2 protein-coding genes and 2 pseudogenes are annotated in these 2,226 nt (G+C 70.0%); 2 read left to right on the forward strand and 2 right to left on the reverse strand.

Annotated elements, in window-relative coordinates:
- Both A5705_RS28310 and A5705_RS00015 read left to right on the forward strand, forming a co-directional pair.
- Window positions 1-234, forward strand: a 234-nt coding sequence (locus A5705_RS28310; protein ID WP_231982334.1) for a hypothetical protein, incomplete at its 5' end; no start/stop codon positions are given.
- A pseudogene (locus A5705_RS00015) lies at window positions 231-1,548 on the forward strand (PP2C family serine/threonine-protein phosphatase); the annotation flags it as partial. The gene A5705_RS28310 and the pseudogene A5705_RS00015, both read left to right, overlap by 4 nt.
- A 106-nt stretch (window positions 1,549-1,654) precedes the next feature.
- Here the strand turns inward: A5705_RS00015 and A5705_RS29085 are convergent.
- Both A5705_RS29085 and A5705_RS28315 read right to left on the reverse strand, forming a co-directional pair.
- Window positions 1,655-1,888 (reverse strand): annotated as a pseudogene (locus A5705_RS29085) (PP2C family serine/threonine-protein phosphatase); the annotation flags it as partial.
- Between the two features lie 104 nt (window positions 1,889-1,992).
- Window positions 1,993-2,226, reverse strand: a 234-nt coding sequence (locus A5705_RS28315) for a hypothetical protein (protein WP_231982334.1), incomplete at its 5' end; no start/stop codon positions are given.

Here is a 2,226-nt window from a genome sequence, read left to right on the forward strand (position 1 = left end):
GCCGACGACGATGCGACCGCGCAGCGGGCGAGGAGGAGCGGCGCAATAGCCGAAGCCGACGACGATGCGACCGCGCAACGGGCGAGGAGGAGCGGCGCAATAGCCGAAGCCGACGACGATGCGACCGCGCAGCAGGCGAGGAGCGGCGCAATAGCCGAAGCCGACGGCGATGATGCCGGCGCAGCCGGGTCCGCGCGGACCCCACCCGCTTGCGGGGGAGAGTTGCGCCCGTGACCCTGGTCCTGCGATATGCCGCCCGCAGCGATCGCGGCCTGGTACGCGCCAACAACGAAGACTCGGTTTATGCGGGCGCGCGGCTGCTGGCCCTGGCCGACGGCATGGGCGGTCACGCGGCCGGGGAGGTGGCCTCCCAGTTGGTGATCGCCGCGCTCGCCCATCTTGACGACGACGAGCCCGGCGGCGACTTGCTCGCCAAGCTCGACTCGGCCGTCCGCGCCGGCAACGCGGCGATAGCCGCGCAGGTCGAGATGGAGCCCGACCTCGAGGGCATGGGCACCACGCTTACCGCAATCCTGTTCGACGGCAACAGGATTGGGCTGGTACACATCGGTGACTCGCGTGGGTACCTGCTGCGCGACGGCGAGCTCACCCAGATCACGAAGGACGACACGTTCGTCCAAACCCTGGTGGACGAAGGGCGCATCACGCGGGAAGAGGCGCACAGCCACCCGCAGCGGTCGCTGATCATGCGGGCGCTGACGGGCCACGAGGTCGAGCCCACCCTGACCATGCGCGAGGCGCGGGCCGGCGACCGCTACCTGCTCTGCTCCGACGGCCTGTCCGACCCCGTCAGCGACGAAACCATCCTCGAGGCGCTGCAGATCCCCGACGTGGCCGAGAGCGCTTACCGCCTCATCGAATTGGCGCTGCGCGGCGGCGGTCCGGACAACGTGACCGTCGTGGTCGCCGACGTCGTCGACTACGACTACGGCCAGACGCAGCCGATTCTGGCCGGCGCGGTGTCGGGCGAGGACGACCAGCTGACCCTGCCCAACACCTCGGCCGGCCGCGCCTCGGCCATCAGGCCCCGCGACGAGGTCGCCAAACGCGTTCCGGCACAAGAGGAAACACCGCGTCGGTCGCGATGGTCGCGGCGGCGAATGGCGATCGTGGTCACGCTGGTCGTATTGCTGGTGCTCGCCGGTCTGGGCATCGGCCGGGCGATCATCCGCAGCAACTACTACGTCGCGGAATACAACGGCCTGGTGTCGATCCTGCGGGGGATCCAGGGGTCGCTGCTCGGGATGTCCCTGCACGAGCCGTATCTGATCGGCTGCCTCAACGCGCGCAACGAGCTGTCCCTGATCAGTTCCAGCCAAAGCGGCGGTCACCTCGACTGCCGCCTGATGCAACTGCAAGACCTGCGCCCTCCCGAACGCGCACAGGTGCAGGCCGGGCTCCCGGCCGGCACCCTCGACGACGCCATCGGGCAGCTGCGCGAACTGTCGGCCAATTCCCTGTTGCCGCCCTGTCCACCGCCGCGCGCCACCTCCCCGCCCGGGACCACCGAGCCGAATGTCAGTGCGCCCCCGACGTCTTCCAGCGCCACCCCGTCCACCAGGGTTTGGACGAACGTGTCGTCCTTCGTGATCTGGGTGAGCTCGCCGTCGCGCAGCAGGTACCCACGCGAGTCACCGATGTGTACCAGCCCAATCCTGTTGCCGTCGAACAGGATTGCGGTAAGCGTGGTGCCCATGCCCTCGAGGTCGGGCTCCATCTCGACCTGCGCGGCTATCGCCGCGTTGCCGGCGCGGACGGCCGAGTCGAGCTTGGCGAGCAAGTCGCCGCCGGGCTCGTCGTCGTCAAGATGGGCGAGCGCGGCGATCACCAACTGGGAGGCCACCTCCCCGGCCGCGTGACCGCCCATGCCGTCGGCCAGGGCCAGCAGCCGCGCGCCCGCATAAACCGAGTCTTCGTTGTTGGCGCGTACCAGGCCGCGATCGCTGCGGGCGGCATATCGCAGGACCAGGGTCACGGGCGCAACTCTCCCCCGCAAGCGGGTGGGGTCCGCGCGGACCCGGCTGCGCCGGCATCATCGCCGTCGGCTTCGGCTATTGCGCCGCTCCTCGCCTGCTGCGCGGTCGCATCGTCGTCGGCTTCGGCTATTGCGCCGCTCCTCCTCGCCCGTTGCGCGGTCGCATCGTCGTCGGCTTCGGCTATTGCGCCGCTCCTCCTCGCCCGCTGCGCGGTCGCATCGTCGTCGGC

Source organism: Mycobacterium sp. E787, assembly GCF_001668725.1.
Taxonomy (GTDB): domain Bacteria; phylum Actinomycetota; class Actinomycetes; order Mycobacteriales; family Mycobacteriaceae; genus Mycobacterium.